The 23,255-nt window shown below is 49.7% G+C and carries 19 protein-coding genes and 1 pseudogene; 8 read left to right on the forward strand and 12 right to left on the reverse strand.

What is annotated here, in order from left to right; all coding sequences use genetic code 11:
• Nucleotides 1-22: 22 nt before the first annotated feature.
• The 5 genes from BLT91_RS19540 to BLT91_RS19560 are packed head-to-tail and all read right to left on the reverse strand — an operon-like array spanning nucleotide 23 to nucleotide 4,667.
• The gene (locus tag BLT91_RS19540; protein ID WP_175532410.1) at nucleotides 23-1,141 is read right to left on the reverse strand and encodes a mandelate racemase/muconate lactonizing enzyme family protein; all 1,119 of its coding nucleotides are present in this window, start codon (nucleotides 1,139-1,141) and stop codon (nucleotides 23-25) included.
• 5 nt (nucleotides 1,142-1,146) lie between these two features.
• On the reverse strand, nucleotides 1,147-1,914 hold the full coding sequence (locus BLT91_RS19545; protein WP_175532411.1) for an amidohydrolase family protein: 768 nt from the start codon (nucleotides 1,912-1,914) through the stop codon (nucleotides 1,147-1,149).
• Nucleotides 1,915-1,953: 39 nt separating this feature from the next.
• On the reverse strand, nucleotides 1,954-2,691 hold the full coding sequence (locus BLT91_RS19550; RefSeq protein WP_090823989.1) for an amidohydrolase family protein: 738 nt from the start codon (nucleotides 2,689-2,691) through the stop codon (nucleotides 1,954-1,956).
• The gene (locus tag BLT91_RS19555) at nucleotides 2,688-3,716 is read right to left on the reverse strand and encodes a Gfo/Idh/MocA family protein (protein WP_090823990.1); all 1,029 of its coding nucleotides are present in this window, start codon (nucleotides 3,714-3,716) and stop codon (nucleotides 2,688-2,690) included. Before BLT91_RS19555 ends, BLT91_RS19550 begins: the two co-directional genes overlap by 4 nt.
• Nucleotides 3,717-3,737: 21 nt before the next feature.
• Nucleotides 3,738-4,667, reverse strand: a complete 930-nt coding sequence (locus BLT91_RS19560; RefSeq protein ID WP_090823992.1) for a U32 family peptidase — start codon at nucleotides 4,665-4,667, stop codon at nucleotides 3,738-3,740.
• A 106-nt stretch (nucleotides 4,668-4,773) separates the two neighbouring features.
• Between BLT91_RS19560 and BLT91_RS19565 the strand changes: the two genes are divergently transcribed.
• The 7 genes from BLT91_RS19565 (at nucleotide 4,774) to BLT91_RS19595 (ending at nucleotide 13,675) form a co-directional block, all read left to right on the forward strand.
• Nucleotides 4,774-5,562 carry a creatininase family protein gene (locus BLT91_RS19565; RefSeq protein ID WP_090823994.1) on the forward strand — a complete coding sequence of 263 codons (789 nt, stop codon included), beginning with the start codon at nucleotides 4,774-4,776 and terminating at the stop codon, nucleotides 5,560-5,562.
• A 350-nt stretch (nucleotides 5,563-5,912) separates the two neighbouring features.
• Entirely contained in the window at nucleotides 5,913-7,151 is a 1,239-nt protein-coding gene (locus tag BLT91_RS19570; protein ID WP_217635253.1) for an ABC transporter substrate-binding protein, read from the forward strand.
• A gap of 60 nt (nucleotides 7,152-7,211) precedes the next feature.
• Entirely contained in the window at nucleotides 7,212-8,090 is an 879-nt protein-coding gene (locus tag BLT91_RS19575) for a carbohydrate ABC transporter permease (protein WP_090823998.1), read from the forward strand.
• Between the two features lie 11 nt (nucleotides 8,091-8,101).
• Nucleotides 8,102-8,944 (forward strand): carbohydrate ABC transporter permease, encoded by an 843-nt coding sequence (locus tag BLT91_RS19580; RefSeq protein WP_090824000.1) that lies wholly within the window; start codon nucleotides 8,102-8,104, stop codon nucleotides 8,942-8,944.
• Between the two features lie 31 nt (nucleotides 8,945-8,975).
• Complete coding sequence (locus BLT91_RS19585) at nucleotides 8,976-10,427, forward strand: aldehyde dehydrogenase family protein (protein ID WP_090824002.1); 1,452 nt, start codon at nucleotides 8,976-8,978, stop codon at nucleotides 10,425-10,427.
• A gap of 15 nt (nucleotides 10,428-10,442) precedes the next feature.
• Nucleotides 10,443-11,147, forward strand: coding sequence for a sulfite exporter TauE/SafE family protein (locus BLT91_RS19590; protein ID WP_090824004.1), 705 nt, complete (start codon nucleotides 10,443-10,445; stop codon nucleotides 11,145-11,147).
• 86 nt (nucleotides 11,148-11,233) lie between these two features.
• Complete coding sequence (locus BLT91_RS19595; protein ID WP_090824006.1) at nucleotides 11,234-13,675, forward strand: hypothetical protein; 2,442 nt, start codon at nucleotides 11,234-11,236, stop codon at nucleotides 13,673-13,675.
• A 241-nt stretch (nucleotides 13,676-13,916) separates the two neighbouring features.
• Here BLT91_RS19595 and BLT91_RS33600 read toward each other — a convergent pair whose 3' ends face one another.
• Nucleotides 13,917-14,048: a hypothetical protein gene (locus BLT91_RS33600; protein ID WP_302847521.1), complete on the reverse strand. Its 132-nt coding sequence runs from the start codon at nucleotides 14,046-14,048 to the stop codon at nucleotides 13,917-13,919.
• 144 nt (nucleotides 14,049-14,192) lie between these two features.
• On the opposite strand from BLT91_RS33600, the pseudogene BLT91_RS33000 reads away from it, so the two are divergent.
• Nucleotides 14,193-14,536, forward strand: a pseudogene (locus tag BLT91_RS33000) (IS110 family transposase); the annotation flags it as partial.
• A 663-nt stretch (nucleotides 14,537-15,199) separates the two neighbouring features.
• Here BLT91_RS33000 and BLT91_RS19610 read toward each other — a convergent pair.
• The 6 genes from BLT91_RS19610 to BLT91_RS19635 all read right to left on the reverse strand — a co-directional run bounded on the left by BLT91_RS19610 (nucleotide 15,200) and on the right by BLT91_RS19635 (nucleotide 22,759).
• Complete coding sequence (locus BLT91_RS19610) at nucleotides 15,200-16,198, reverse strand: BadF/BadG/BcrA/BcrD ATPase family protein (protein WP_141225039.1); 999 nt, start codon at nucleotides 16,196-16,198, stop codon at nucleotides 15,200-15,202.
• A gap of 77 nt (nucleotides 16,199-16,275) precedes the next feature.
• Complete coding sequence (locus BLT91_RS19615; RefSeq protein ID WP_090824010.1) at nucleotides 16,276-18,309, reverse strand: amylo-alpha-1,6-glucosidase; 2,034 nt, start codon at nucleotides 18,307-18,309, stop codon at nucleotides 16,276-16,278.
• 27 nt (nucleotides 18,310-18,336) lie between these two features.
• Nucleotides 18,337-19,164, reverse strand: a complete 828-nt coding sequence (locus BLT91_RS19620) for a carbohydrate ABC transporter permease (RefSeq protein ID WP_090824013.1) — start codon at nucleotides 19,162-19,164, stop codon at nucleotides 18,337-18,339.
• Nucleotides 19,165-19,199: 35 nt separating this feature from the next.
• Complete coding sequence (locus BLT91_RS19625) at nucleotides 19,200-20,084, reverse strand: carbohydrate ABC transporter permease (RefSeq protein WP_090824016.1); 885 nt, start codon at nucleotides 20,082-20,084, stop codon at nucleotides 19,200-19,202.
• A 69-nt stretch (nucleotides 20,085-20,153) separates the two neighbouring features.
• Nucleotides 20,154-21,509, reverse strand: coding sequence for an ABC transporter substrate-binding protein (locus BLT91_RS19630; protein WP_090824018.1), 1,356 nt, complete (start codon nucleotides 21,507-21,509; stop codon nucleotides 20,154-20,156).
• Between the two features lie 41 nt (nucleotides 21,510-21,550).
• Complete coding sequence (locus BLT91_RS19635) at nucleotides 21,551-22,759, reverse strand: ROK family transcriptional regulator (RefSeq protein WP_090824020.1); 1,209 nt, start codon at nucleotides 22,757-22,759, stop codon at nucleotides 21,551-21,553.
• Nucleotides 22,760-23,255: the final 496 nt, after the last annotated feature.

The following is a 23,255-nucleotide window of genomic DNA, read 5'->3' on the forward strand; positions in this document are numbered from 1 at the left end:
CGATGCTTTTTTTCGGGCTTTCCTAACGAACCCTGTAATGCTCCACCTTCTGTTCGTCGAGCTCCACTCCCAGTCCCGGCCGTTCCAACGGCCGCGCTTCTCCGCCTTTGATCGGCAGCGAATCCTGCAGAAGCATGTCTTCATAGAAAAACGGTCCAAGAATATCACAAGGATATTCTTCTGCTCCAATTCCTTGTGTCGCCATGGCGAGATGAATCATCGCCGCGCTGGCAATTCCGAGCTCGAGATTGCTGCCTACCGTACAGGTAATGCCTGCCGCTTCAGCAACCGCAGCCACTTTGCGAGCAGGACCGATGCCGCCGCCTTTGCCTACATAAAGAGAGAGGACGTCGGCGGCGCCAGTTCGTACAAGAGCCATTGCATCCTGCGGCGTATTAAGGCTTTCGTCTGCGATGATCGGAACGGGTACCTTCCCCCGTACATCAGCGAGCCATGTCATATCCAGCGCAGGCACCGGCTGCTCGGCGAAGTAGATGCCTGCCTCATCATACAAACGGTTTATCGTTTGTACCGCCACTCTGGGTGACCAACCGCCATTGGCGTCTACACCTAATTTAACCGCTGGGCCAACTGCCTTCCGCACCGCTTTGACACGGGCAACGTCTTCCTCATGCCCCGTCCCTACCTTCAGCTTCATCTTGCTAAAGCCCTGCTCCACCGCCCAAGCCGCAATCTCTGCAGCCTTATTCGGCTCTACCCCAGTGACAGAAAACTTGGTGGGTACGAATTCCCTTACTGGTCCCCCTAAAAGATGATAGACAGGGAGACCGGCAACTTTGCCGAGAATATCCCATAAAGCCATTTCTAGAGCAGCCTTGGTAAAGGTGTTATGGGCGATTCGTTTCTGAATGCGCTGCGTCAATACCTCAATGTTTAAAGGGTTTTCCCCGATCATTAGAGGCGCAAGGAAATTCCGAATGAAATGTTCCGCCGTCACTTGATCCTCGCCGCTCCATCCGGGCGTGCAGGAGACCTCTCCCAAACCGATGATGCCTTCATTGGTATGAACTTTAACCAATAAGAATGGCGAGACCAGATGGTTGCCTCGACCAGAACGTATAGCACGTTCCGGGTGAAGAGGGACTTGCACAGGAATTGTTTCAATGCGGATTATTTTCAACAATTTCATCTCCTTCCTTCAACGGATCTGCCTAATAGTCGAATAGCGTTTGACCCTAGGATCCGCTCCTTGTCTGACATCGGTATTTCCAGAGCGTCAAATTCACGAAAACGGTAATCAACATAAGGCTGTTCGGCTGTATGAAACAGCCCGCCGTCCGTACCGAACACAATTTGTTCCAGCGGTACCTGCTCGACGATCTGCTTCATGGCAAAGGGCGGCGTCGCACACATACATAGGTAGACGTTGCGATGTCGTCGACCCGCAGCAATCGCTTCTGGCCAGAGATCGTGAAGTCCGGAATGCCCGAGGATCACTTTAAGCTTCGGGTGGCGCGCCGCAAGTTCAGCAATCTGCAAGGGCGAGGAGTAGGGAGGCGTACCGTCATGAAAGAAAAGTGGAATTCCTAAAGCTGCAGCTGCATCACAGATAGGTGCCATAAATGCTTCTAGGGGGCTGAATCCCTGCAGCCAATTGTGAAACTTAACCCCCCTCATCCCCAGCTCGGTAACGCATCGCTCCACTTCCTTGTCAGCTCCCGATTTACGCGGATCCACCGTACAGAAGGGCACTAGCCGATCTGGAAACGATACGCACCACTCAGAGAGGTAGTCATTGCAGGCGATCGGATCCTGCCAAAATCCGTCTATTGTAAGCATCACACTAATATCGATTGCATGTTTATCCATGAATTCGATATAATCCTCGGACTTATAAGGATAGGTGCCGTCCCCAAGCCTTCCTGGCTGGTGAACGTGAAAGTCGACCTTCATGATCATGCCTCCTGTCATTCTAAAATCCGATGCAAGGAATCAGCGGAACCGCGCGGCCAACAGCCGCTCCATATTTCCGCCTAATATGGCTGCCTTCTCTGCTTCGGTTACATCGATAGCCCTGACCTTTTCCACCTCGAGCGTCATACGAGAAACAGGATGATTGCTGGAAAATATAATACGCTCAGGCCCAATGACCTTACATAGGCGGGCCATCCCTCTCTCTGGGAAATCATGGGCAGTATCCCCGTATAGGTTGGCTGCCCTTTCCAGAGCGGGAAAGGCATCGATCCAAAAGTCCGTCTTGCCGTTTTTTCCCATGATAAACGAAACTTCAGGGAAAGTTAACGCAAGCTCTGTGAGCTGCAATGGCAAGGCATAAGCCGGTGTACCCGTGTGGACATAGACTGGTGCGCGATGACGGGCGGCGACTTCGATCAGCGGATGAACCAATGACTCCATGATCATGAATCCTTGTAGTGGCGGATGCAGCTTGACTGCTGCCGCCCCCTCCCCCAATGCCCTCTCCAGTTCAGCAACAGCCGCCCCTTCGTACCAAGGATTGGCTGTTGCATAAGCGAGAAACCGGTCCGGATACCGCTTAACAAGTGCGAGCACCCGATCATTGCCTTCCCGGTTGTGAACGGCCATCTCTCGGTCGATCGGGCTGATCAACGCTCGGTTAATGCCGCAACTGTCCATCTGCTCCAATATACGTTCCGGAACTACACGGTGGTAGCGTCCTTCACCGATCTGTACATGCGCGTCAATATTCACGTTATTCCCTCCTGGTTCATTTCCACAGGGTTCCCGGTTGCCATCGCATCGGCGATAGCTAAGGTGAGACGAAGACTTGCGATGCCTTCGCGACTGCCAGGTACAGGGGTTCTACGCATTTGGATATGATCCGTAAACTTGGCAAGCTGCGTCCGGAAGCAAGACCGCGCCCTATCCTCTGACAATTGCACCCGCTCGGTTACCTTCCCCTCAATGATAACCGCTTCATTGTTAGTCCGGTCTAAATAAGCCATTCCGCCCGGTCCCAGGATTTGGAATTCACCCTTTGGCAGGTGCGGGTAAAACCAACCGATTTCCAGCTTAGCCCGATCACCGTTAGCAAACTCAATATGGGCGGCATTATAATTGGGCGCAGGGAATTCAGGGCTGGAGGTCAATCCGTAGGCGACTACCCTCACAGGTGATGAGCCCGTTAAATAGGCCAAATAGTCCGCAGCATGGGCGCCATCGTGAATACAAGGCGGTCCATGGTGTAAAGTGTTTAGAATACGTCCGTAATGCTCAGGGTCACCCTCAGGGTTCAAAATCTCGTCGAATATACCAAGTCGGATTTGCAGAGGATGGCCGAGCCGGCCTCTGGCAATCCAGCTTTGCAGAGCCTCCATTAACGGACCGTGTCGGTATGTAAATCCTACCTGAAGCAAGCTCCCGCTTTGCCGTTCGGCGGCCGCCATTTTCTCCGCCTCTGCAACCGATGTGGCCATAGGCTTCTCGCACAGAACATCCTTACCCGCGTACAGCGCATCGATTGTAATACCGGGTGTCACCCAAGGGGGTGTGCAAACTAGAACTGCGTCCACATTTGCATCAGCTAGAATGCGCCGGTAATCTGTCGTATGATATACGTCGCCCGAAATGAGTGCGGCATGCTCCGCCCGTTGCGGGTCTGCATCACAAACGGCGGTCAAACGAACCACTGGATTCTCCATCAAAGCGGGTAGGTGCTGCGCCATAACAATATCGCCGCAACCGATAATACCAATACCTATAGTACGGTTAGACACTGAGTTTCCCCCATTCGGCGGTTAAATTTGAGGCACGGCCAGATCGCTGGCGCCTGTCTCGGACATGATCGCCTCGGGATAGTAACGGCGAAGAATCTCCAGTCCTAGGGCAGCCCGCCGTACCTTCTCTCGACATTGAGCCACGGCCATCTGCTCAATATGAGCGCCGCTCGGATAAACATTTGCTGCATTGCGAAGCCCGAATTTCACATAGACAGGTGATACGACACGCACAATTTCCGGAATTTCATAGAAGCGGATCGCCCCGCCAAACTCATCCGGGGACTCCACATAGAGATCCAATGGGATGTTGACAGCTTGGCGGATTGCCCCCAGCCTTGCAAGTGTAAGTGACGAGGGTACATTGTAGGTGCCCGCTCCCATCTCCTCGATATGTCTGATCGAGACAGGGTTTGCGGCGCCCATGGATACGGATACCTTAACCACTAAATTGGCAGGCAGCTGGCCTGCTTTCTTCATCTCGTTTACAATCAAAAGGAGCCCCTCGTCGGCTACCAATACTCCGCGGAGCCCCAGTCGGCAGCCGCGCTTGATGTCCTCCAAGGCATAAACCAGTTGATCCATCCCCTCATGGCGCAAAGCTTGACCTTTACCTGACGGGGTATGACTGGCAGACGTAATATCCCAAGTCGTGCGTGGCCCTACAAATAAGCTCACTTCAATACCATGGCCGGCCGCAAGCGCGAACATCTCGCGGATTTCCGCATCGGTACAGAGCATAATACCGCTTCCTTGAGAAACACGATGGATGGGCACTTCATACTCTTTTGACGCCTCTATTACAGCAGCAAGTACGTTTGGACCTTCTACGCTTGGGATTTCAATCCTGACTTGGGCACCATCTGGAAATCGTTTGGTCGAATCGGGAAGATCGTGAGCATCTCTCGTAGGAAAACCTAAGCCTGCTAAAAACTTATAAGTTTCTTCCACAACAGCACCTCCAATAAAATTAGTTCATTATTTTGAAATGAACTTCAAAAATGATTAAAAAAAGTATAATATAGAACTCAGACATATGTAAAGGAGGTTTTTTCCATTGCAAACATCCAACGTAAGACCCCAGAGCTTGCGATTCCACGAATTGACCCGAACAGAGATTGGACAATGGGCACCCGAAACGACCGTCGTGCTGCCTGTGGCGGCGATTGAGCAACACGGACCGCATCTTCCAGTCCAGGTAGACTCTTTATTGGCTGAAAGTATCTCCATTGCTGCCGCCTCGCAGGCCAATCGGGATATTCCGATTGTGGTCTGTCCGGTCGTCGTTTATGGCGCCTCGCATCACCATTTGATTTATCCCGGCGCTTTATCTCTTTCCACTGAAACACTGCTTCGAGTGCTGAAAGACTTAACCGATTCCTTAGTAAGTAGCGGCTTCCGCCGAATTTATCTCCTCAATTCCCACGGCGGCAACGAGGAGTGCGTAAGGCTCGCTGCCCGCGAGCTGGCCCTGCGTCACCCGGTGATTGCAGGAGCCGCATCCTATTGGACGATCGCTTGGGAGACGATCTTGCGGGAGGGAGCAGCGGCGAGCCTTGGTATTGTGCCCGGCCATGCCGGAGGTTTCGAGACATCGTTAATGATGGCCTTACATCCAGAGTTGGTGCAAACCGATCTGCTTCCTCTGCCGCTCAATCGCCCTATCCCTTCCGTGCACAAAGACCCGGCAGCCGGACCGCTCATCCAGCGTCATGGTAGTTGGGCAGCCATAGACGGCTACAGCGATAACGCAGGCCAGGCCAGTACCGAACACGGGAAGCTGCTGCTTGATCTTATTAACCGAGCTGTAGCCGAGGAATTTGTCCGATTCCATCAACTAACATGAAAATGCATCAGCTAATGTTATATATTCTAACATTAACTTCCGTTTTTTCCCACTGAAAACGCTGTTAGTTCTTGTCGAATTTTAAAATGATGTCTCTTTACATAACATATCATTGTTTTTTTCGCATTTTTGTCTTGAAATGATGTCATCAACATGCTAAATTAATTATAGAATCTTTCTCTGTACTTAAGTTCACCATATTGAACCAAAGGGGGAACGACATGCAAATTAATTTAAAGCATTGTATTAGCTCCATTCTCTTAACTGGTCTCTTAACGACGACCGCCTGCAGCAGTGCTACTCCAGCCTCGACTGGCGACTCCAGTGTCACCAGTACTCCTTCTCCTAGAATGCAAGCAACAAAAATTAAAGGCGGCCCGCTGGAAGTAGGAGCCCTATGGCCCGAAGGATCCGATAATTTTAAAGCGGTCCAACGTGTAGGCGATAACTTGACAAAACAATTCCCAGGTACACAGTTGACGTACACTTTTTCTAATACGAAAGCCCGCCCTCAACTCGAACTGCGCTGGAAAAGCGGCGATCCGTTGGATGTTGACAATATCTTCAACGGAGCCAACACCAGCTCCTATCACTGGGTGGAAGAAGGCCAACTGAAAAACTTGACCGACACCTTGAAAACGACCAAGCGCTCCGATTACGACGGCAAAACTTGGGAAGATTCGATCATGCCGCTTTTCCGCTCGTTTGCGCAATTAAAAGGCCAGTATTATGCAGTTCCCGATCAGGCAATCGTATTAGGACTCTATTACAATAAAAAGATGTTCGATCAGTACGGACTCAAACCTCCGGCCACATGGGACGACTTGATTCAGGTTTCCGCTGCTCTGAAGGCTAAAGGAGTAGATCCAATTGCTGTCACTGGAACAAACAACGGCTATATGGGCATGTGGTGGGACTATTTGCTGGAGAGAGAGGTCGGTACGCAGGCGGTGATGGACGTTGCTTGGGGCAACAAGAAGGCCGCCGATAACCCTGGCTTCCTGCGGGCTGCAAAGAAGTTGGAGCAATTAGTGGGCGATGGCGACTTCCTGAAAGGCTTCGAGGGGACAGACTTCACCGCCGCACAGACTGAATTTTTCCGTGGCAAAGCCGGCATGATTCTAATGGGCTCATGGCTTGTAGGCGAGATGAAGCAGTCCATTCCCGCTGATTTTCAGATCGGAATCGTTCCGTTTCCAACGGTACCGGGTGGCCAGGGTGACCAAAAAGGCGTTTTCGGCACGGTCTTTCAGTGGAGCGCCGCCGATAAATCGAAGAACCCGGAACTCGCAGTCGAATATCTTCGTACCCTTACTTCTAAAGAAGAGCAGACAACACGGGCCAAAGATCTTGGCTTCATCTCACCTTACGAGGGCGTCCCGACCCCCGCTTCCATTCCCGGACTGGACAGCATGCTGAAGGATGCGGCGAACGCCTCACTCACCTACTACTACTATGGGATCATCTTTGACAAGCAGCGGGCTGATGCTTGGTACTTGCCTGTCACTCACCTGTACTTCAAGAGTGTCAAAGCGGAGCAAATGGTGCAGGAGATCGATACCAATCTCACTCGACTCCGAGGTCAGTAAAACATCAATGAGCGGGGAGGCAATCGCCCCCCCGCCACTATTTTTTCTCAGGAGGTTCGTATGCTGGAGAGATTACGCCAACGCTTGTTCTGGCCATTCGTTCTGCCGGCGATTGTGCTTTATACGGTCGTACTCATTTTACCAATGGTGCAGACGATTCTGTATTCTTTCACTGATCGCTCCTTGAAGACCAAGTATAGTTTCGTAGGTTTTAAAAATTATATTAACGCCGTCCATGACCCATTTTTCTGGACGTCTTTACAGCACACGCTGATCTACACCGTCCTTAGCTTATTTATGCTCTTCGTGCCTGCCATTTTTTTGGCTTGGTGCCTGTCCCAGCCCATACGCATTAAGCGATTTTTTCGATTTATTATCTTCACGCCGGTGGTCATATCGGTGTTAGTCACATCCCTGATATGGAAATTTTTCCTCAACCCCAATTGGGGGCTGCTCAATGCCTTACTAAAAGCGATAGGCTTGGAATCGCTTGCCACCCCGTGGCTGGGGAATACCCATACTGCGCTATTAGCAGTAACGGTAGCATCTGTCTCGCACAGTATCGGCATGTATGTTGTACTTATCTCCGCAGGTCTGGAGCGCATTCCCACCGATATGTACGACGCCGCTAAGGTGGACGGAGCTAACGACCGACAGCAGTTTTTTCACATAAGCCTCCCCCTTCTTTGGGACGTCCTGCGATCCTTGATCGTTCTATGGATCATCCATGCTATTCAGGCTTTTGCTTGGGTGTTCGTAATGACCCAAGGCGGCCCGATGAACTCAACAGAGGTCGCAGCTACATATGTATACAGCATCGCTTTTGTTTCCAACAAGTTCGGATACTCCACTGCACTAGCTACGCTGATGATGTTTGTGATCATAGTGATCACCTGGCTTGCGAATCGCTTGAATCGTCGCGAATCCTATGAATTTTAGGAGGTTGATCAATGTCTCTCGCAATCCGGGCTAAAATGTTGATGATTTATCTAATTCTCGGCTTCTATACTTTCCTCACGATTGGGGCTTTTATCTGGGTTGCGCTGCAGTCTCTTAAGGCCAATTCCGAATTTATCACTTCTCTTCCCTGGCAACTCCCACAAACATGGAAATGGTCCAATTTTGTTGAAGCCTGGCAGCGCGCCAAAATGGGCTCGTATTTCGGCAACAGCATCGTAATCAGCTTCATCTCGACGACGCTTTCCCTGATTGTCGCAACGCTGGCGTCTTATGCACTTTCCCGAATTCGTGGCGTAAAATGGGCAGGATTTTTGCAGCAATTTTTCCTCGTGGGGATTATGCTGCCGGTCATTCTGGCCGTCGTACCCCTCTATTTTCTATGGGTAAATCTGCACTTGGTAAATACCAAGATCGGGTTGATCATCATCTACACAGGGTTAATGCTGCCGTTTTCTATCTATTACTTGTCCGGATTTTTCAAGTCGATTCCACACGAATTGGAAGAAGCCGCAGCCGTTGACGGGGCTCCGCTTCTTCTATCCTTTATCAAGATATTCCTTCCTATGGCCGGTCCGGGGATAGCCGCCGTATTTGTAGTAAATTTTCTATGGGCATGGAACGAATTCTTTTATGCACTTGTGTTCATAACCCGCTCGGTCAATTATACCGTCGCTGTAGGTCTATATTATCTAGATGTGAACGCTGAAGTTACCGCCCAGTGGGTATACCTCTTCGCTGGGATGTTGATTGCGCTTCTGCCGGTCTTAATTCTTTATATGCTGTTGTCAGACCAAATCGCAAAGGGATTAACGGCAGGAGCCCTTAAAGGATAATTCATACAATATTAGACAGGAGCTGTAACAGATGGAAACCTATCATAATCTTATCGGCGGACAATGGACCGCATCACGTTCGGGACAATTGCGCCCCAACCTCAATCCTAGCCAAAGCTCAGAGATTTTAGCGCAATTTCCGGATAGCGACCCGCTTGATCTGCAGGATGCGGTCTCTGCTGCAGCAGCAGCTTATCCCGGATGGCGGAGAATGGGTCTCTTGGAGAGAGGGGAGATTCTGTACCGGGCCTCCGATTTGCTTGCATCGCGAGTCGATACAATTGCCCGGGACTTGTCCCTCGAAGAGGGTAAAACATTTACTGAGGCCAAGGGGGAGACGATGCGAGCGTCTGCAATTCTGCGCTACTACGCTGGTGAAGCACGTCAGGAGACGGGTGAGGTATATGCTGCAGCCGACCCCCGCACTATGCTCTATACCCGCAGGGAACCACTCGGCATCGTCGGGGTAATCACACCTTGGAATTTCCCTATCTCTATTCCGGCTTGGAAGATTGCCCCAGCTTTAGTCTACGGCAACACGGTGGTATGGAAGCCGGCGGATTTAACACCTCTGACGTCCTATCACCTTACACAGGCGCTTTTGGAAGCGGGTCTCCCGGAAGGCGTACTGAATGTCGTTTATGGTCGGGGATCTGTCTTGGGTGCCGCCTTAGTGAATGATCCACAGGTGCGCGCCATCTCCTTCACCGGCTCCAACGGCGTTGGTCGAAGCATTGGTATTTCATGCGCCTCGCGTGGAGTTAAATACCAACTCGAAATGGGCGGAAAAAATGCTGCGGTTGTGCTTTCCGACGCCGATCTCGAACTTGCTGTAGAAATGACCGTTCGAGGTGCAATGCGCTCTTCAGGTCAAAAGTGCACCGCCACGAGCCGAGTGATCGTTGAAGCGTCATTAATGAACTCCTTCACTGAGGCGTTGGTTGATCGCTGCCGTAATCTGCAGGTCGGCGACCCGTTTGATCCTAAAACTTATTTGGGACCATTAGCTTCGCTCGATCAGCAACAAACAGTTCTCAAGTACATTCAAATCGGTCAACTCGAGGGCGCACGCCTATTGTCGGGCGGAGTTTCTCTCGACTCGAACGGCTATTTTGTGTCGCCTGCAGTCTTCACGAATGTAAAGCCTGAAAGCCGTCTTGCGACGGAAGAGATATTCGGCCCAGTGGTTTCCGTTGTCTCTGCAGCCAACCTTAGCAAAGCCATCTCACTCGTGAATCAAAGCAGCTTCGGCCTGAGCACAGCGGTCTTTACCCGGGATATCGCCAAAGCCATGCACTTCATCGATGAAGCGGAATGCGGCATCGTGCATGTTAATTCCGAGACGGCGGGCGCGGAACCGCATGTCCCGTTTGGAGGCATGAAGGAATCGAGCTCCAATTCCCGGGAACAGGGTAAATCGGCCAAGGAATTTTACTCCCAGCTCAAGACCGTCTACCTCGACCGACCGTCCATAACAGAATAAGCTGGGGGTACATTTATGGTATGGACGCTTACGTTTCTCATTATTGTGCTGGCAGCCCTCATTCAAGCCTGCACGGGATTTGGCTTCGCCATTATTGCCATCCCGCTGTTAATATTGCTTTATCCGGCTCATTACACCATCACATTAAGCGTGCTTCTGTCTTTTATTTCTTCCTTATCGACCCTTCCCAGAGTTCGAAAGGATATCGACATAGTTTTGCTGAAACCGCTTATTACAGGCAGTCTGCTCGGATTGCCTCTAGGCGGGATTTTGTATTACATAGCGGACGTGATGTGGCTCAAACTGATCGTCGGCATCTCGATTATCGCGGCTGCGGTCTTTATGATGCTTCGGATTTCTATTCCCTTGGGTAATGGCAAACGCATTGGGTTTCTATCAGGCTTTCTGACCTCGAGCGTCGGAATGCCCGGACCGCCCATCGTACTCTACCTGATTTCGAAACGTGTAGACAAGAACATTTTTCGAGGCACGTCCATGGCCTTCTACTGTCTTGTCTATCTGGTCAGTCTGATTCTTCAGCTTGCAAGCGGGCGTTTCGAGACCGACCTGCTTCAGGACTTACTGTTGATACCGGCGATTTTTATTGGTCAGGCGATCGGTATCACTCTGCATAACAAAATCAACCAAACATGGTTCCGGCGCGTAACGTTTCTACTCCTTCTTGCAACCGGCGTCAATTCCTTGATTCACAGTGTATAGATGAAAGGGAGGTGATCACGCATGTAACATCGGTCACGCTTGCCTCTAAACTATAAGCCTATTATCTAAAGGAGTGATTTCATTTTATGCAAAGGTTAGTCAAATCGTTGTTGATGAACTTCGTGCTGTTGTGCCTATTCCTGGCGGCTGCCCTTCCGGCTTCTGCGGCAAGTTCAGAACCGGGGATTGCGATAGGACTTCACCCCGGAACGGTCGGATGCCCGCCCGGTACTGAGCAGCCAGCTCTGAGCGCCCTGTACAAGAACCGCGTAGTTGAGGCATTGACAACGTCCCAAGATGTTTACGGCCAACAGATTCTTGCCAAGCCTGAAGGTCCCACTTATGACAACGTGAAGGACTTCTTCACACCCATCATGTACGCGATTGCCCCCGCTGCGCAGGGAGGGTTTTTAACAGATACGGGAGTCTACTACATCCCGTTCGGGCAGCCGCAACAGCTAACCGCCCGCGGTGACTTGGCTTTGACCGTAGCCGATGGCAGTCAGATTATCTCGAATAAAGCCGATAACCTTAGCACTAGAATTTTTGTCGGAGCGGGAGGTCAAGAGCAATTCGGCTCCTGTCTGGCCAACTTAAGCACTCCTGCATTGTACAAGGGATATCTCCCGATCCTTCAGCTGCAATACCGCGATCATGACGGGATCGAGTATCAACAAGAGTCGCTCGCGACCAACCTGCCAGGCACTGATATTGTAGCCAGCTACGTAGAAATTACGGCCGACCGTGACAAGTCGGGCCATAAGCCCGCTAACATCCGGTTCCAAGTATGCAGCAGCTGCAATCTCCACCAAGAGGGGAATCAATTGGTCGACGAGCAGGGTCGCACATATCTGTATTTCAGCCCTGGTGCCACGCTCAGCAATTCAGATCTGGTCTACAACCTCGATGCCCCAAATAATGAAAATAATTCTGTCTATATCGTGAGGCCGGTCACCCCGATCGTCAATGCACCCGCGATCCATGTGGACAAAGGCGAACAAAAGCGGGCCCGGGTCGAATCTGCGGCTTACTGGGAGAACCGATTATCGGAAGGAAGACTCTTCCAAGTTCCAGAAAGTAATGTCATGGATGCCCAGCGCAACCTGTTGATTCAGGATCTGCAGATGACTTGGCGCTATAGCTTGGGAAATGCCTATGAGGCCTTCTATCAGCCAGAAAGCAGCAGCACGATGGGGGTGCTCGGACGCTATGGGTTCACCGGCGTTTATAAACGAGCCTTGCAGGACTTATTGCCCCTGTCCAAAGGCAGCACCCGCCGCAACTGGGAGATCGGCGAGAAACTCTCTCATGCTGCTGACTATTACCGCTTAACGGGCGACTCCTCTCTGATTATCGAAAATCTGGCGGCGTACAAAGCTTATGCAGTCGATCTGGCAACACAGCATGCCGGCGATCCCAATCATCTGCTGGCGCGTCAGCAATACTCAAGCGATGTTAAGGGCTTGGTCTACGGACTGCACCAAATCGGAACTGCGCTCTTCGGCCTGCAAAATATGGTTTCCGTCTGGAGAGAACTGGGGGAAACTGATCTGGCCGACAAGTACGCACCAATTGCAGACGATCTGCGCGTCTGGTTTGATAAGGCCATCAAACAATCCAGCACCGTAATGCCAGACGGTAGTCTCTTCACTCAGGTGATGCTGCTGGACAAGGAAGAACCCTATGACCATCTGCCAACGACAGTTCTAGGCAGTTACTGGAATCTGGTCGCGCATTATGGATTTTCAGCTCAGGTATACGCTCCAGAATCCCCGGAAGCGAAAGCTACGCTCCAATATCTCTACAACCATGGAGCTCGCCTATTGGGGCTATTAAAGGTTCGGGACGGTGCGATCAACGACGTTTACGAGACGGAGCAAGCGAAATTTCTCGCGGATAACGACCAATCCGATCAGTTGGTTCTCAGCTTATACAATCAACTGGCTCACGGCATGACCAGAAACACCTTTATTACCGGTGAAGCGGCAAGTGTCGGCCCCCTTGCCTCCAAATGGCCCTTGCAGTTCGGCGCCTGCGAGATCGGAACCTCCTGCACCCCGCCGAGCTTTGAAAACGGTTGGGCACCGAACGAATACTACCGGGGGATGTACCTCTCGCCGAACACCGCCAACAACGGTTTCTTCTTGCAGCTCTTGCGGCTTATGCTGATCAATGAAATGACCAACAACAAGGGGGAACCGCAAAGCTTGCAGTTGGCCTTTTCCACGCCGAGGGGCTGGCTTGAGAACGGTAAAAAAATTCAAGTTCACGACGCCCCTAGCCTATTCGGGCCAATCAGCTATACCATTACCTCCAAAATCGAGCATAACCAAATAATGGCCGACCTCGATGTACCTAGCCAGAGACCCATCGGTAACCTTCAACTGCGGCTTCGTATTCCTGCACATAAGCAGCTAATCGGCGTTGAAGTAAACGGTTGCCCTTACACTAAATTCAATTCCAGTACCGAGACGATTGATCTGACAGGATTAACGGGCAAACTCATCATACGTGCTGACTATCGTTAACACGAGTATAAGTCTCCTGGGTCAGGCTTACCTCTTTGAGTTCTGGTTCTTATCTATACTTATTTACGATTATGGCGATCGTCATTCGGGTACTTACCCTAGACGATCGCCTTTTTTACAGGAATAATTTAGCTCCTTTAATGTGAAAAAACAGGCTTAGGTAACAGATATCCCTAAGCCTGTTTGTCAACACCCCTTAACCAATCATCTATAGTAATCTGTTGATTTCCGTGTGATATTTTTATTTTCCCCCTTTATCCGCTACAATTTCACTCAGTAGGTTAGCTGTCAACAAATCATTTTCATTAATCGGAATTCCAAGTTTTTTACAATATTCCACTTTATTTGCTTCTGCGTTTTCTAAAGCCATCATCGAAACCTACAACCATGATGTATTTACTGCATCATATATTACATTTTCTTTCATTTTAAATTTATCCATTATGCTTTTTATTAATTGCCATCTGAGTTTTGAAGTAATATATCTGAAAGCTCTTCATGTACAATTGCTAAGTGAAATCCCTTCAAGAAGACTGCTTTTCCGAGTCATTTAAACTCGCTTGAACTGCTCATTAATTTGCTTCTTCAGTACCAAGAGCATCTTGCGAAACTTGATAAATCGATAGTGGCTCTGGCTGAAGAATTAATGGAGTATGATTTAATCCAATCGATACCCGGCTTTGGAACCAAAATTGCTGCAACAATAACCCGAAATAAAATCACCAAAAAATAAGCGCTTATTTAGACAAAAAACGTGCAGAAGGCAAACTGTTTAAAGTAGCCGTAATCGCTTGTGTAAATAGACTGATCCACTGGATATACGCGATCTTAACCAAGAAAGAACCTTTCTACCTAGACTGAGATCCACACTTGCTGAATTGATTTTTTAATTCACAACCGTGATATGGACAACGAAAATCCGATTATATTGTCGGGCTCGTTCTTCAATGAATTCCGTAGGTGCTTCCAAAAACTATCTTGGTGCCATGTATAGGCGAACATTAGCACGAAAAGGTAGGAAAAGAGCAGTTATTGTAGTGGCCCATGCTATGCTAAGAATCATTTATTATGTACTGACAAGAAAAGGATAAATGTAGACTTAGGTAAAGATTATTTTGATAAGCAAAAACTTGGAGCTATTGTACGGAATTAGGTTCGAAGACTTGAAACCTTATGCTATAACGTTACAATTTTAGAAGTGTCCTGATCTACTGATCTCCAATATCATAGCGTTGCGCATTTTAAAAAAATGAGTGAGCGGCGCCTTATTCTTTGTCTTTTTACCGAGTAACCGAAGTTAATTTTCATGGTAGTTGAGCGACTTACAATCTGTCTAACAATTTAACGAACACAAAGATGACAAAAAATATGCTCTCGTTCTCTCTGTTATCCACTATAATCCTTTGAAGAAACTATAGGATTGCACCATTTTATGCTTAAAAATTGCAAAAAAGAGACCTCTCAGTGGTCCCTTTTTAAATAACATCCACAACAAATACACGACTCCATATCGTTGCCTTTATGCTATCGTTTGGCGATTTCTTGCCTGTGCTTGTTCAGCCAATCGAATCCTTTGGAAATAATTCCGTCGATCGGTTCGAGCGCAGTGTCCGCAGCAACTTGGTACATACCTGGAACCGCTGTGTCTAGAAGTCCCATCAGCTTGGTTTGGATTTCCGGCACATGCGACAAGACCCCACCCTGCAAAAACAGCTGAAACGGGTCGTTCACCATCTTCAATTCCTTCAAAACCGCCATTACGCCGGAGAAAAGCTCCTGCGCCGATTGTTCCACGATACTCATGGCGACGGCATCTCCTTCATCCGCGCATTTCTTGACGATCGCTGACAGATCCGCAACTTTATCAACGGAATACGCTTCGCCATAAATCCAGTTGTACAAATCCTCGGCATTCTCAAGGCCCAAAAAGGTCAGGATTCCGTCGCCAAGAAGTGTTGTCTCTCCTCTGCCGTCGAGCATTTTAAAAACGGATGCAACGGCTTTCGTACCGATCCAATACCCGCTGCCTTCGTCTCCAGCCACGTGGCCCCAGCCACCGCTACGCACATAGCGTCCCAATTCATTTACCCCACATACGATAGATCCTGTTCCTGAGATGACCAATACGCTGGGCTGGCCTCCTGCTGCGCCGAATAAGGCAATCAAGGCATCATTTTCGACGATCACTTTATTTGCCTCAATGCGCTCGCTTTTCAAAACGTCCCTAATGATACGGGTCAGTACCTCGTGATCCCGTTCCGTATCAAGGCCCGCCATGCCGAAAACCGCACATTCCACATTTATCGTTTCCGGATCGTTTCCGGTTATTACTTCCATTTGACCGAGCGCCTGAGTGATCGCCTGTCTGAGCGATTCCCGGGCACCGGTTTCCCCTACCGTCTGGTAGTTGCATCCGTCCGATCGTCCTTCTCCAAGCAGGCTACGGTCAGATCCGAGAAACATGGCCAAGCATTTCGTTCCTCCACCATCGACAACCAGCAAGGGCACTCCAGTATTTCTCACTCTCTCACTCCGTCCTGACAGCGGTTCTATGTGCTGTCTCTATAATCTATTCTATTTTAATTCGTCAAAAAAAGAGGCTATGCTTTGAGTGCATCGCTATGAATGTCCCACTGGCCACCAGCAAATGAAAGCCGATATGTGCGTCCGCGAAATTGAATATGTTTGAAGGTGCAGTCTCCCCAAGGTGGCGTGTGAAGCGCGAGCTCCTCATCCTCAAGACGCGGCCACAAACCTGCTCCGCCCATGAGCATGGCGGCTGCGGGCATTGCGCTCCACCCTTGCAGGTTGGAACCTTTGCCGTATACAGGCCCGTAGTACTCGATTGGCGTCAGCCATCCGTTCTCCAGAGATGCCTGGAACCAGCGGGTTAGCGGATAACGCCAGCCCTCGTCTTTGGCCCATAATTTGGCCCACGCATAGATCCCGCTCATATACGGCCAGTCGCCACCGTTGTGGTAACGATATGGCGCCATCGTTTTTTCGACCAGGTGATGCACATGTTTATAGAATGGATAAACGGCCATGGTCCCCCAATCGCCGAAAAGCTGCTCCTTGTTGTTGCGGGTTTCCAATTGCGCTGCCATTTCAGCCAGCAAAGATTGCTGCTCCGCTTCATCCAGAATGCCGTACAAAATCAGCAGCGACAATTCGATGGAGATGTTTGGTTCGACGGCTCCATTGCTATTTTTATAATTGAAGAAACCGTCTTCCTTCATGAGGTGCTTTAGCTGTTCCTGCGCACCTCGGCTGCGGTTTCCGTAATCGTCCGCCTTTTCCGTTTGCCCCAGCAAGCAATAAATGGACGACGCCCCGGACAGGGCGCGAATGTACAATGCCAGATCATACACCGCGTAGCCTTCGCGGAAGACATTATCCGCCCAGTCTCTGCGGTTCTCAGGCTTCATAAATAAGTAACCGTCCTGAGGGACGAAGCTTGTCAGGTAACCCAAAGCTTTTTCCATCAATGCTTCTACGGTGTTCCCGTTGACATTCTCCTCCAGCAGGCTGAAGTCTCGCGTCCACGCCAAATAATCGTAAATCATCATGGCAAAAAACGAAGGCGAATCGTAATGATCCGGCCAAAACGGCTCGTACTGTCCGTTATCCTGATTGTAAATGACGGCACTTGGGCAGGAGCCATTTTCCAGAATCCCGTTAGCCAGCGTCAAAATCTGGCCGCGCACCCAATCCGGTTTGTACGGCAAGGTTGGCAGAAGCGTCCAATAACCGTCACGGAAGTAAGTCCGCGGCGGACTTTGGTAATCGATTCCCGCGAAATAGCCGCGAAAGCCCCCGCCCAAATCCTTGAAGGAGGACAGCGAAGCGTTCAGGCAAAAACCGTACAGGGCATTCAGTTCTTTGTCCCTGGAGCTGAAGGTTTCCTCCAACCAAACATTCTCTTTGTCAACAGCGGCAGCGGCGGTTTGACTTGCCGCGAGCCATGCATCCATTTGTGTTACGGCTACAGCCGCGCCTGCTGTAATGACAAATACCAATCGTTCCGTCTGCCCTGGAGCAATCGTCAACCGATAGTGGATATTGCATCTGCCGTCTTCATGGACAAGCTGTTCCAGTGAGTGATTCGAACGATACTGTAACGAGAAATCCTCAGCTATCGTCATGGTAAAGCCCATGGAGTTCTCGGGCGTTACCGCCGGAACGACTGCTTCCGCTTTCCGGAACCGCCGGATGTTGTAAGAATAATAGGATTCCACGTCAATCTCGAATCCGAAGTGCAGATCGAACGTCACCGCGCTGCCGCCAGTATTATGAACCTGATAGACGGTATACAAAACATTCTCATTCGAATGGCAATACTGCTCCACGTTCATGTTGACAGAACGGAAAGTGTCGTAGGCGATCCGCTGTTTTTTTCCACGGCAGGTCACTTGCTTGCGTACATCGTTATGGGTGAGCTCGCCGTTAACGCTCCAACCGCAGTACCAAGACGCTTCTTTCAGCATTCTCCATTTGCCCGCGACCGAATATTTGCGAATGCCGCCGATACCATCATATTGAGCCATCAGCATCGTATTCGACACGTCGTATTCGACCGGAACATGCCAAAGTCCTGTGGAGAGAGTTCCTCCCTGAATATGTTCGTGTTTCATGTTTGCTCCATTCCTTTTCTATGGCTTTTATTTGTTAGAGCCTTGCACTAAACCACTTACAAAATGCTTCTGGAAAACCAGGAAGACGATAATAATCGGAATAATGGCGATTAAAGCATAGGCGGCCATAGGTCCAAGCTCGCCCATGCGCTGTCCCATTGCGTTCCTCAGGCCGACAGGCAGTGTTCTCATTGTATCGGAAGATGTAAGAGTTAAGGCGACGATGAATTCGTTCCATGTGCGGACAAACACGAAGATCGCAGACGCCGCAAGTCCCGGTCTAACGAGCGGTAGCATAATCATGAAAAATGACTGCATACGGCTGCATCCGTCGATCATACCTGCTTCCTCGATCTCTTTGGGCACTCCCTCGAAAAATCCGCGCATGACGAATACGACCATCGGAATGCCCGTCGCGGTATACGCCAAAATTACCGACCACAGGGAATTGAGCAGGTGCAGCTTGTGCATGATCACATAAAGCGGAATAACCGTCAGCAGAGCCGGGATCATCCGGGTGGAGAAAATCAGATAGAACCCGAAATTCCTCCCGGGAAATCGCAAGCGGGCGAATGCATAAGCGGCTAAAGAACCGAGCAGCAGCGAGAAAAACAAGGACACGACCGTAACGATCACGCTGTTCATGAAATAATTCGGGATCGGCGAATTGTGCAGGGCCCTCTCGAAATTGATCGTCGTCGGGTTTTTCGGCCACAGCGTAGGCGGATATGCCGTCCATTCACTTTGCCCCTTAAAGGCGAGACCGGCAATCCAGAGCAGCGGAATGACCGAAATGAGCGCCCAGAAGACGGCAATGATATAGCTTCCGTAGACAAAACCTCGATTTGTTTTCATTATCGGTTCTCCTATGATTAATCAGACATCGTATCTTAGTAGTAATTTTCGGTTTTCAAGCTTTTGACGTAAATGAGGCTGAGCAGCGCATTGATGATGAACATCAGCACCGCAATCGTAGATCCGACTTCAAATTGACCCGTTTTGAAAGCTGTGTTGTACATATCGATGCCGAGCAAGTTCGTTTGGTTCATCGGACCGCCGCCAGTCAGCGCAAACACAAGGTCGAATTCATTCAGCGTGCTGATTGAAATCCAGATCAGATTCACCAGAATCGTAGGCTTCAACAGAGGAAGCGTGATTTGGAAAAACTTCCGCCACAGCCCCGCCCCGTCGACTGTCGCCGCTTCATAGACGTCATTGGGAATCGACTGAAGACCGGCAAGCTGCATAATCAGGGAAAATGGCATCCCGAACCATATGTTCGCAACAACGACCATCGCCATGGCCGTTCCGATCCCAAGCCAGGCGATCGGTTGATCGACAATGCCCAAGGACATGAGGAAATAATTAAGCAGTCCGGTCCGATTTGGCACATATAACGCCTGAAAAATGACCGCGATAACGACCGGAGACAGTGTCCATGGAATCGTAATCAGCACCCGCAGCGTAGTTGTCGCTTTAATTTTCTGATTTAATACAAGCGCAAGCAGAAGGCCTAAGACAAACTGGCCGAGCACGGACCAAAACGTGAAGGAGAGCGTTTTGACGAGTGAGGACCAGAACTCTCCGTCCTTCAGTACCTTCACATAGTTGTCCAGACCGACAAAGTGGTTATTCATGATCAGGAAATCGCTACGGTAAAAGCTTAAATATGCAGCATAGAAAGCGGGAAAAAAGGCGAACACGCCGACAAACAAAAAGACGGGAAGCAGAAGCAGCACGGCTATAGGCAAGTCGCTTTTTCGAAAGCTGGGCATAAAACCAAAATCTCCTTCCAGAAAACAAGAGCGGCGCTTTTATAATTGAGCGCCGCATCCGTTCAAATTTTATTTATCAATCTTGGATTGAGCCGCTTTTTGTGCGTCGTCAAGAGCTTGCTGCGGAGATTTCTTACCCGACAGCGCCTCCTGTACGGCGGTACGATAAGTTTGGGACAGCACTTCGTAGCTAGCCGTCTTCGGACGCGGACGCGCATTCGGAACGACGTCGATGAATGTTTTGAAGATCGGATCGGAGCTGAAGATCGGGTCTTTGTAAGCCGATACGCGCATCGGCATGTTGCCGGTGCCGTCTTTAAAGATGTTGACTTCGTGCTCCGGGCTCGTTACCTGCTCGATCCACTTCCAGGCCGCATCCTTCACTTTGGATTTGTTGAAGATGACCCACGTACCGTAGCCGACCGCCGTATATGGCTGGGTTACCTTCGCACCGTCCGCGAGCGGGATCGGTGCGGACAGTACGTTGTCCTTCAGATTGGCCGCTTTCAGGAAGCTGGCGTCCGAACGCCATTCCCAAGAACCGACGATCGCCATCGCCGTTTCGTTACCGATGACGGCTTGAGCGACTTCCTTCTTCATTCTCAGGTAGCTATCGGGGGGAGCGACTTTATTTTTTTGCACCAAGTCGGTCATGAATTGCAGCGTTTTCACGACTGGCTCGCTGTTCAGCGCCGGCTTGCCGTCCGCCGTTACGAAGTCTCCGCCGAGATCCCAAATGTATTGGAGTGAGTTCATCGACGTATGCTCGGAATTGCCGCCGTTTAGGCCTAAGCCATATGGAATGCCGGTTTTATCTTTGGCCGCCGTCAGCTTCTGCGCATCGTCAATCAATTCCGACCATGTTTTCGGCGGCTTGTTCGGGTCCAGACCTGCCTTTTCGAACGCATCCTTCCGATAAAGCAGCGTTCTTACGTCGCCGTCGCCAGGAATACCGTAGGTCTTACCATCAAATACGACCGAATCCCATACCGCTTTCGGAAAATCGTTCTTCTGACCCCACTTCTGAACGAATTCATCCAGTGGAGTGATGAGGCCGGATTTCTGGAATTCCGCGAGCGACTGACCATCAATGTATGCCACGTCAGGCAGATTGTCCGCTGAAGCGGCAGCCAATAATTTGGTCCGTATGTCGTCGTTAGTAATTTTCTCGATGTTCAATTCGACATTCGGGTTTTCTTGCTTATATTTTGCAAGCACGATGTCCATCGGCTTTTTATATTGATCGGCATAAGGATCGGTCCAGTCCCAAATCGTCAAAGCTTGCTTTGCCAGACTGGTTGGCGCTGGGGAAGCATTATTTGGAGCGACCGTGGAGTTCGCGGTATTATTCGTGTTTCCATTCGAGCATCCTGCCATACCGATTGCCATCATTGACGCCAAACTAATTCCTAACCATTTTTTCATGTGTAAACCCCCATCATAAAATGTATTTGTTTCACGTGCTTTCAGAGAACCAGACGGTTCATATCTTCCAATACTATGGCGATCGCCCCTAATGCTTCCGCTTCCTTCTTCAATGTACTAGACATGATTTGAAATGGAATCGGGACCATCTTTACCAGTTTCCTGCGGATTTGCTCCACCCAAATATGACCCGCTTGCTCCATCTCACCTCCCACTATAATAACCTCTGGATTTAACATGCTGGCCATATTGGCGATTCCCAGTGCCATGTGCGTGGTGACAGTATCGAGCGCAGTCAGCGCAACATCGTCGTGTTTTTCCGCCGCCCATGCAAGATCATCGTAAGAGGCTATACCCTCTGACGGCTTCCGCAACATCGTCGATTGCCCCTTGTCGATTTCTGCTTGGATCAAAGCGCCAACCGCGTGAAGCGAAGTGCGGTTCTCATACGTACCGAAGGTGGAGATGCGGTTAAACTGCTCGTCCTGCCAATCACGAACATCGTAGAAGTAACCGATTTCACCCGCCGAATAACGATAGCCTCGTACCAATTTGCCATCGGTTATAATTCCGGCGCCGACACCGGTCCCAAAGCTAACCATCAACAGGTTATCGACTCCTTTGCCGGCCCCGATCCATCTTTCGCCCATCGCCGCCAAGTTGACGTCGTTGTCGATATACACAGGTTTATTGAATTCGCTTTCAAGAACGTCCCATAGAGGAACCTGAATCCAATTCAAAGAAGGCGCTTGCAAAACTATTCGATTGTTAATGTCACAAATACCCGGAACCGCCACGCCTATGCCGATCATATCCGCAAGAGGGATCCCGGAAGCTTCGATGCTCTCCTTCGTGAAGGCGATCAGACGCGAAGTTATATCCCCTTTACCGACAAGTGTATCCGTTTTCGCTTTGAAAACTAAATTGCCCATTAAATCCGAAATAAGCAGCAGCATTTGATTGCCGCCCAGTTCAATACCGACGACATAGCCGGCTTTCATGTTAAAAGCGAGATGAGTTGGCCTTCGTCCTCCGTCCGAAGTTGAACTACCTGATCCAATTTCTTCCACCAAACGCAGCCGAATCAAGTCATCAACTAATGCAGAGACGGTGGACTTGCTGATTTTCAATCTTTTGGCGATATCCGCCCGTGAAATCCATTCCTCGCTGCGGATCAAATCCAAAACCAAGCTTTGGTTCATCTTCCGCATGAAGTTTGTGTTGGCAGTAATAATCTGTTTATCTGCCAATGAGCATCACCCTTTACTTTAGTTCGTTCTGAGAACGAACTAACTGGAATAATTTCATCATAAATCCAATCTCGTTCGGCTGTCAACAACAATTTGGGTTTGATGTTCCTGCACGAGCGAAAGATACCTTATCGGGTGCTTGACATTGGTGATTCAACACTAAACGTTTAATTCTATAGAATTAAACGAAGCGAACAAGTAAAGTGTTTCCATTTTATAACTTTCATTCACGCAGACTATTCACTAAACTCCCTATTAGCGCAGCAGCTCAATGCAACAGAAAAAAGCCGCGATTTACGCGACAATTCAAAGATTATATCATTAGTTTGCCAAGAGTCTATTTTGAAGCATACTCGATCCGGGGGATCAAAATGAAGAAATATCGTTGAAACCTGTCTTATTGCCCAGTTAGATTAAGCAAACGATCAGGAAAATGGAATTTCATAGCATTCTCGTCCTTTAATTGCTGAACTGCGATAGGGTAAGCTGTTTTTTA

The organism is Paenibacillus sp. yr247 (assembly GCF_900103825.1).
Classification (GTDB): domain Bacteria; phylum Bacillota; class Bacilli; order Paenibacillales; family NBRC-103111; genus Paenibacillus_E.

Coding starts and splice junctions, on each gene's coding strand:
- BLT91_RS19545 (WP_175532411.1), bottom strand. CDS start 1,914: ATGAAGGTCGACTTTCACGTTCACCAGCCAGGAAGGCTTGGGGACGGC.
- BLT91_RS19570 (WP_217635253.1), top strand. CDS start 5,913: ATGCAAGCAACAAAAATTAAAGGCGGCCCGCTGGAAGTAGGAGCCCTA.
- BLT91_RS19575 (WP_090823998.1), top strand. CDS start 7,212: ATGCTGGAGAGATTACGCCAACGCTTGTTCTGGCCATTCGTTCTGCCG.
- BLT91_RS19580 (WP_090824000.1), top strand. CDS start 8,102: ATGTCTCTCGCAATCCGGGCTAAAATGTTGATGATTTATCTAATTCTC.
- BLT91_RS19585 (WP_090824002.1), top strand. CDS start 8,976: ATGGAAACCTATCATAATCTTATCGGCGGACAATGGACCGCATCACGT.
- BLT91_RS19590 (WP_090824004.1), top strand. CDS start 10,443: ATGGTATGGACGCTTACGTTTCTCATTATTGTGCTGGCAGCCCTCATT.
- BLT91_RS19595 (WP_090824006.1), top strand. CDS start 11,234: ATGCAAAGGTTAGTCAAATCGTTGTTGATGAACTTCGTGCTGTTGTGC.
- BLT91_RS33600 (WP_302847521.1), bottom strand. CDS start 14,048: ATGATGGCTTTAGAAAACGCAGAAGCAAATAAAGTGGAATATTGTAAA.
- BLT91_RS19615 (WP_090824010.1), bottom strand. CDS start 18,309: ATGAAACACGAACATATTCAGGGAGGAACTCTCTCCACAGGACTTTGG.
- BLT91_RS19620 (WP_090824013.1), bottom strand. CDS start 19,164: ATGAAAACAAATCGAGGTTTTGTCTACGGAAGCTATATCATTGCCGTC.
- BLT91_RS19625 (WP_090824016.1), bottom strand. CDS start 20,084: ATGCCCAGCTTTCGAAAAAGCGACTTGCCTATAGCCGTGCTGCTTCTG.
- BLT91_RS19630 (WP_090824018.1), bottom strand. CDS start 21,509: ATGAAAAAATGGTTAGGAATTAGTTTGGCGTCAATGATGGCAATCGGT.